Source organism: Pengzhenrongella frigida, assembly GCF_004168625.1.
Classification (GTDB): Bacteria; Actinomycetota; Actinomycetes; order Actinomycetales; family Cellulomonadaceae; genus Pengzhenrongella; species Pengzhenrongella frigida.
Genome location: NZ_SDWW01000005.1, coordinates 133,920 through 140,132 on the forward strand (window position 1 = coordinate 133,920; position 6,213 = coordinate 140,132).

6 protein-coding genes are annotated in these 6,213 nt (G+C 72.5%); all 6 read left to right on the forward strand.

Annotated elements, in window-relative coordinates; genetic code table 11:
* Positions 1-62: 62 nt before the first annotated feature.
* The 6 genes from rpmI (at position 63) to pheT (ending at position 6,012) form a co-directional block, all read left to right on the forward strand.
* On the forward strand, positions 63-257 hold the full coding sequence (gene rpmI / locus EUA98_RS03415) for a 50S ribosomal protein L35 (protein WP_130101253.1): 195 nt from the start codon (positions 63-65) through the stop codon (positions 255-257).
* 65 nt (positions 258-322) lie between these two features.
* A complete protein-coding gene (gene rplT, locus EUA98_RS03420) occupies positions 323-709 on the forward strand; it encodes a 50S ribosomal protein L20 (protein ID WP_130101254.1) in 387 nt (128 codons plus the stop codon).
* A gap of 47 nt (positions 710-756) precedes the next feature.
* On the forward strand, positions 757-1,602 hold the full coding sequence (locus EUA98_RS03425) for a TrmH family RNA methyltransferase (RefSeq protein WP_130101255.1): 846 nt from the start codon (positions 757-759) through the stop codon (positions 1,600-1,602).
* 48 nt (positions 1,603-1,650) lie between these two features.
* Positions 1,651-2,256: an RNA 2',3'-cyclic phosphodiesterase gene (gene thpR / locus EUA98_RS03430; protein ID WP_130101256.1), complete on the forward strand. Its 606-nt coding sequence runs from the start codon at positions 1,651-1,653 to the stop codon at positions 2,254-2,256.
* Between the two features lie 97 nt (positions 2,257-2,353).
* The gene (pheS, locus tag EUA98_RS03435) at positions 2,354-3,442 is read left to right on the forward strand and encodes a phenylalanine--tRNA ligase subunit alpha (protein ID WP_130101257.1); all 1,089 of its coding nucleotides are present in this window, start codon (positions 2,354-2,356) and stop codon (positions 3,440-3,442) included.
* On the forward strand, positions 3,442-6,012 hold the full coding sequence (pheT, locus tag EUA98_RS03440; RefSeq protein ID WP_130101258.1) for a phenylalanine--tRNA ligase subunit beta: 2,571 nt from the start codon (positions 3,442-3,444) through the stop codon (positions 6,010-6,012). The genes pheS and pheT overlap by 1 nt, the downstream gene beginning before the upstream one ends.
* The last annotated feature ends 201 nt before the right edge of the window (positions 6,013-6,213 follow it).

Below are 6,213 nucleotides of genomic sequence, written 5' to 3' on the forward strand. Positions count from 1 at the left end.
AGGCATCTGCCCACACCGAGTCGCGCGAGTTCGCGCGATACGACTAGAGGAGAGCGGCACTCATGCCGAAGATGAAGACGCATTCCGGGGCGAAGAAGCGCTTCCGGGTCACTGGAACCGGCAAGATCATGCGCGAACAGGCGGGCTCGCGCCACCTGCTCGAGCACAAGTCCAGCCGCCGCAAGCGCCGCCTGGCTGGTGACCTGGTCGTTTCCCCGACCGACGCCCCGAAGATCAAGAAGCTGCTCGGTAAGTGAGCCCGGCGGCGCGCCCAGCGCGCCACTTTCCTCACCCCTGAGCCCCGAAACGCAAGGAGCATCACGTGGCACGCGTGAAGCGGGCAGTAAACGCCCACAAGAAGCGCCGCAGTACCCTCGCACGCGCCGCTGGCTACCGTGGCCAGCGTTCGCGTCTCTACCGGAAGGCGAAGGAGCAGGTCACCCACTCCCTCGTCTACGCCTACCGCGACCGTAAGAAGCGCAAGGGCGACTTCCGTCGCCTGTGGATCCAGCGCATCAACGCTGCGTCCCGCGCGAACGGCCTGACGTACAACCGCCTCATCCAGGGCCTCAAGGCCGCTGGGGTCGAGGTCGACCGTCGCGTCCTGGCCGACATGGCCGTCAACGACGCCGCCGCGTTCGCCGTCCTGGTCAAGGTGGCCAAGGCCGCCCTGCCCACGGACGTCAACGCCCCGCGCATCGCTGCTTGAACCGTTCTACCCTCACCGAACGCCCGGACATCGAAAGACTCGAACACATGACGTCTTTCGTGGGCCCCGAGCTGACCAACCCCCGCGCTGAGCGGGTCAAGGCAGTTCGGGCCCTGTCCGGGCGTTCGATGCGTCAGCGCACCGGCCGCTACCTCGTCGAGGGGCCGCAGGCGGTGCGCGAGGTGGTGCGGTTCGCCTCCGTCCACGAGCTGTACGTGACCGCCGCGGCGGCTGATCGGTACAGTGACGTGATCTCCGACGCGCACGAGCGTGGCCTGCCGGTCCACCTCGCGTCGGACGAGGTCGTGGCCGCGATGTCGCCCGACGCCCAGGGGCTGGTCGCCGTCGCGAACGTGTCCTCGGCGACGCTTGACGACGTGCTCGCCTCCCGTCCGACCCTCGTGGCGATCCTCGCCAGCGTGCGCGACCCCGGCAACGCCGGTGCGGTCATCCGCGCTGCGGACGCGGCCGGCGCCGACGCTGTCGTGCTCACGCTCGAGAGCGTGGACGTGCACAACCCGAAGACCATTCGCGCCACCGCCGGGTCGCTGTTCCACCTGCCCGTCGTCACCGGGATCGCGCTCGACACGGTCACCGACGCGCTGCGGGCCGCGGGGCTCGCCGTCCTGGCCGCCGACGGGTCCGGCGCGCACGACCTCGACGACCTGCTCGACGTCGCCGGGCCTGCGGGAGCGGGCGACCGCTCGGCCGCACCCGACCTGGCCGCACCGACCGCCTGGGTGTTCGGCAACGAGGCCTGGGGCCTGCCCGCCCACGAGCTGGAGCTGGCGGACGCCGTCGTCCGCGTGCCGATCCGCGGCCAGGCGGAGTCGCTCAACCTCGCCACGGCCGCCGCCGTGTGCCTCTACGCCTCGGCGCGCGCGCAGCGCTGACGCGCCCGGGTGGGAGCGCTGACGCGCCCGGGTGGGAGGCTGGACGGCATGAGGCTGTTCGTCGCCGTCGTCCCGCCCCCGCTCGTCCGTGAGCATCTCGAGCTCGCGCTGTCGTCCGTCCGGCTGGTTCCCGAAGCCGTCGACGTACGCGGCCCGTTGCGCTGGGCGCCCCCGGAGGACCGCCATCTCACGCTGGCCTTCTACGGCGAGGTCTCGGCCGGGATCGCCGAGGATCTCGCCGGTGGCCTCGCGGTGATCGCGCGGGAGAGCGCACCGTTCGACCTTCGCCTGCGCGGCGCGGGCATGTTCGACCGGCGCATCGTGTGGATCGGGTGCGGCGGCGAGGTGGACACGCTGGCCGAGCTGACCGGACGGTGCGTCGACCTCGGTCGCGACCTGACCGGACGGGACGATCATCGCGTGCGGTCCCGGTCGCACCTCACGGTCGCCCGCGTGCGTGGGCAGAGCCGGGGACACGGTCGGCACCGGGACGTGGGGCCGGGCGAGGTCTCCGCGCTGGTGCACGCGCTGGCGGTCTACGAAGGACCGACGTGGCGTGTCGAGCAGATCGTGCTGGTGAGCTCGCGGCCGGGCGAGGGCCGGGCCGGCGGTCCCGCGTACGACCCGGTCGACGTCTACCCGTTGCGGGGTTGAGCGCCGCCTTGTGTCGTCGCTGCACTCGCCCCTCTAGACTTCCCCCGGCCGCGGCGATTCACGCGCACGGCCGTTCGTACCCGCCCGGAAGGCTCGGATGTCCACCTCTCACCCCACCCCAGAGCTCGCTGACGCCACGCTGTCGCCCGCGCCGCTGTCGCCGCTCGACGTGACCGGGATCGACGCGGCCCTGACGGCCGCGCTGACGGCGATCGCGGCGGCGTCGGACCTCGACGAGCTGAAGTCGGCTCGCATCGCGCACACCGGTGACCGCAGCCCGCTGTCCCTCGCCAACCGCGAGATCGGACAGCTCGCCCCGACCGACAAGGCCGCGGCCGGCAAGCTGCTCGGCGCGACCCGCGGACGCGTGAGCCGTGCGCTCGTCGCCCGCCAGGCCGAGCTCGAGGCCGAGCGCGACGAACTCGTGCTGCGCACCGAGGGCGTCGACGTCACGCTCCCCGCCGAGCGGACGGCCCGCGGCGCGCGGCACCCGCTCGAGGCGCTGCAGGAGCGGATCGGCGACGTGTTCGTCGCGATGGGCTGGGAGATCGCCGAGGGTCCCGAGGTCGAGGCCGAGTGGTTCAACTTCGACGCGCTGAACATGGACGCCGACCACCCTGCGCGGCAGATGCAGGACACCTTCTTCATCGACCCGCCCTCGGACGGCCTCGTGCTGCGCACCCACACCTCGCCGGTGCAGGCGCGCACGATGCTCGAGCGCGACGTGCCGATCTACGTCGTATGCCCCGGCAAGGTGTTCCGCACCGACGAGCTCGACGCGACCCACACCCCGGTGTTCCACCAGGTCGAGGGGCTCGCGATCGACAAGGGCCTGACGATGGCGCACCTCAAGGGCACGCTCGACCACCTCGCCAAGGCGATGTTCGGTGACTCGGCGAAGATCCGGTTCCGGCCCTCGTACTTCCCGTTCACCGAGCCCTCCGCAGAACCCGACGTGTGGTTCGAGGGCAAGAAGGGCGGGCCCGGCTGGATCGAGTGGGGCGGGTGCGGGATGGTCCACCCGAACGTGCTGCGCGCCGCCGGGATCGACCCCGACGTGTACACCGGGTTCGCGTTCGGGATGGGGATCGAGCGCACGCTGATGTTCCGCCACGACATCGCTGACATGCACGACATGGTCGAGGGGGACGTGCGGTTCTCCCTGCAGTTCGGGATGGAGATCTGATGCCGCGCGTGCCGTTGGCTTGGCTTGCTGAATGGGTCGACCTGCCGGAGGGGACGACGTCGACGACCGTCGGCGCCGAGCAGCTCGCCGCCGACCTGGCCCGGGTCGGGCTGGAGGACGAGGGGCTGCACGGCGCCGCCGTGACCGGCCCGCTCGTCGTCGGTCGCGTCGTGTCGCTGGCGCCCGAGCCGCAGAAGAACGGCAAGACGATCAACTGGTGCGCGGTCGACGTGGGGGCCTTGAACGACCTCGACGCCGACGGCGGCCGGACGGTCCCGCGCGGCATCGTGTGCGGTGCGCACAACTTCGCCGCCGGCGACCACGTCGTCGTCGCGCTGCCCGGGGCCGTGCTGCCCGGGCCGTTCGCGATCGCGGCCCGCAAGACCTATGGGCACGTCTCCGACGGGATGATCTGTTCCGAGCGCGAGCTGGGCCTGGGGGAGGCGCACGACGGGATCATCGTCCTCGAGGGCACACCCGCTCCCGGCACGGACGCGATCGAGCTCCTCGGCCTCGGCGAGCAGACCCTCGAGATCAACGTGACCCCGGACCGCGGCTACTGCTTCTCGCTGCGCGGGGTGGCGCGGGAGTACTCGCACGCGACCGGCGCGACGTTCCGTGACCCGGCGCAGATCGAGGTCCCGGTGCCGTCGGGTGCCGGGTTCGGTGTCGTGATCGCGGATGACGCGCCGCTGCGCGGGCAGGCCGGTGCGGATCGCTTCGTCGCCCGCATCGTGCGTGGCGTGGCGGCCGCCGGTCCGTCGCCGATGTGGATGCAGCGTCGGCTCACCCAGGCGGGCATGCGCCCGATCTCGCTCGCGGTCGACGTGACCAACTACGTCATGCTCGAGCTCGGGCAGCCGTTGCACGCCTACGACCTCGCGGGGCTCGTGGGACCGATCGTCGTGCGTCGCGCCCGGGCGGGGGAGACCCTCACGACCCTGGACGACGTCGTGCGGCGCCTCGACCCCGAGGACCTGCTGATCACCGACGGCGCCGGTACCGGCGACGAGCCGGGCTCGCGGGTGCTCGGGATCGCCGGGGTGATGGGCGGTGCCTCGAGCGAGGTCTCGCCGACCACGACCGACGTCCTCATCGAGGGTGCCCACTTCGACACGGTGTCCGTCGCGCGCACCTCGCGGCGGCACAAGCTCGCCTCGGAGGCGTCGCGCCGGTTCGAGCGGGGCGTGGACCCCGAGCTCGCGCCGGTCGCGGTCCAGCGGGTGATCGACCTGCTAATCGCGCACGGTGGCGGCGTGGCCGACCCGACCGGGACCGATGTCGACCAGCGCGTTGCCGTCGAGCCGATCCTGTTCTCCGTCGACCTGCCGACCCGGATCGTCGGTGTCGAGTACCCGGCCGACGTCGTGCGGGGGGTGCTCGAGCTGATCGGGTGCGCCGTCCAGGACACCGAACCCGGGTTCCTCCGCGTCGTGGCGCCCAGCTGGCGGCCGGACCTGACCGAGCCGATCGACCTGGTCGAGGAGGTCGCGCGCCTGCGTGGCTACGACCAGATCCCCTCCGTGCTTCCCGTCGCCCCGTCCGGGCACGGACTGACGCCGGCGCAGCAGACCCGGCGGTCGGTAGCCCGTTCGCTCGCCGAGTCGGGCCTCGTCGAGGTGCTCACCTACCCGTTCGTGTCGCCGACGATCCACGACAGCCTCGGTCTCGCGGCCGACGACCCCCGGCGCGTCGCCGCCCGGTTGGCGAACCCGCTGTCCGACGAGCACCCCGAGCTGCGCACCAGCGTGCTGGCGACCCTCGTCGAGGCGGGCCGGGCCAACGTCGGGCGCGGCATGACGGACCTCGGCCTGTTCGAGATCGGTCTCGTGACGCGTCCCGTTCCCGGCACGGCTGCCGCCGGCCGGCCGAGCATCGAGACCCGCCCCTCGGACGACGAGATCGCGCACCTGCGCGCCGCGGTTCCGCCGCAGCCGCGCCGGGTGGCCGGACTGCTCACGGGGAACGCCGAGCCGGCTGGCTGGTGGGGTGCCGGACGACGTGCCGACCACACCGACGCCATCGCGGCCGTCCAGCGGATCGCCGGGATCGTCGGCGTGCCGTTGACGATCACTGCCGATCCCGACCACGCCCCGTGGCACCCGGGCCGGTGCGCGCGGTTCACGCTCGCCGACGGCACCCTCGTCGGCCACGCGGGCGAGCTGAACCCGAAGGTCGTCGCGGCGCTCGACCTGCCGACGAGGTCCGCGGCGTTCGAGGTCGACCTCGACGTGCTGCTCGACGCTGCGCCGGTGGACCCGCGTCAGGCCGTCCCGCTGTCGACGTTCCCCATCGCCAAGGAGGACATCGCGCTCGTGGTCGACGTCGCCGTCCCGGCCGCGGACGTGTTCGCTGCGGTCCAGGAGGGCGCCGGTCCGCTTCTGGAGGAGCTGCGCCTGTTCGACGTCTACACCGGAGCGCAGGTGGGGGAGGGCAAGAAGTCGCTCGCCTTCTCGCTGAGGCTGCGGGCGACCGACCGGACCCTGACCGCTCAGGACGCGATCGCCGTCCGCGAGGCTGCCGTCGCCGAGGCGACCCGCCGCGTCGGTGCACTCCTGCGGGGCGCCTGACCGCCGACGCTCCCTCGGGCCGCGGCCCGGCTGCGTCAGATCGGTGGCGTAGCGCTGGACGGAGCGCGGCATGGCGTGGCGTCAGATCGGTGGAGTCGCGAGGTGGGAACGGTCGCGCGTCAGAACGGGGGTGGGGTGTCCCAGTCGAAGTCGCGGGTCAGTGGGGGTTCGTGCCCGGGTGGTGGGTCGGGTCGGTAGGGG

Bases quoted from the DNA above. Each gene is read 5' to 3' on its own strand.
- rpmI (WP_130101253.1), top strand. From the start codon at position 63: ATGCCGAAGATGAAGACGCATTCCGGGGCGAAGAAGCGCTTCCGGGTC.
- EUA98_RS03425 (WP_130101255.1), top strand. From the start codon at position 757: ATGACGTCTTTCGTGGGCCCCGAGCTGACCAACCCCCGCGCTGAGCGG.
- thpR (WP_130101256.1), top strand. From the start codon at position 1,651: ATGAGGCTGTTCGTCGCCGTCGTCCCGCCCCCGCTCGTCCGTGAGCAT.
- pheS (WP_130101257.1), top strand. From the start codon at position 2,354: ATGTCCACCTCTCACCCCACCCCAGAGCTCGCTGACGCCACGCTGTCG.
- pheT (WP_130101258.1), top strand. From the start codon at position 3,442: ATGCCGCGCGTGCCGTTGGCTTGGCTTGCTGAATGGGTCGACCTGCCG.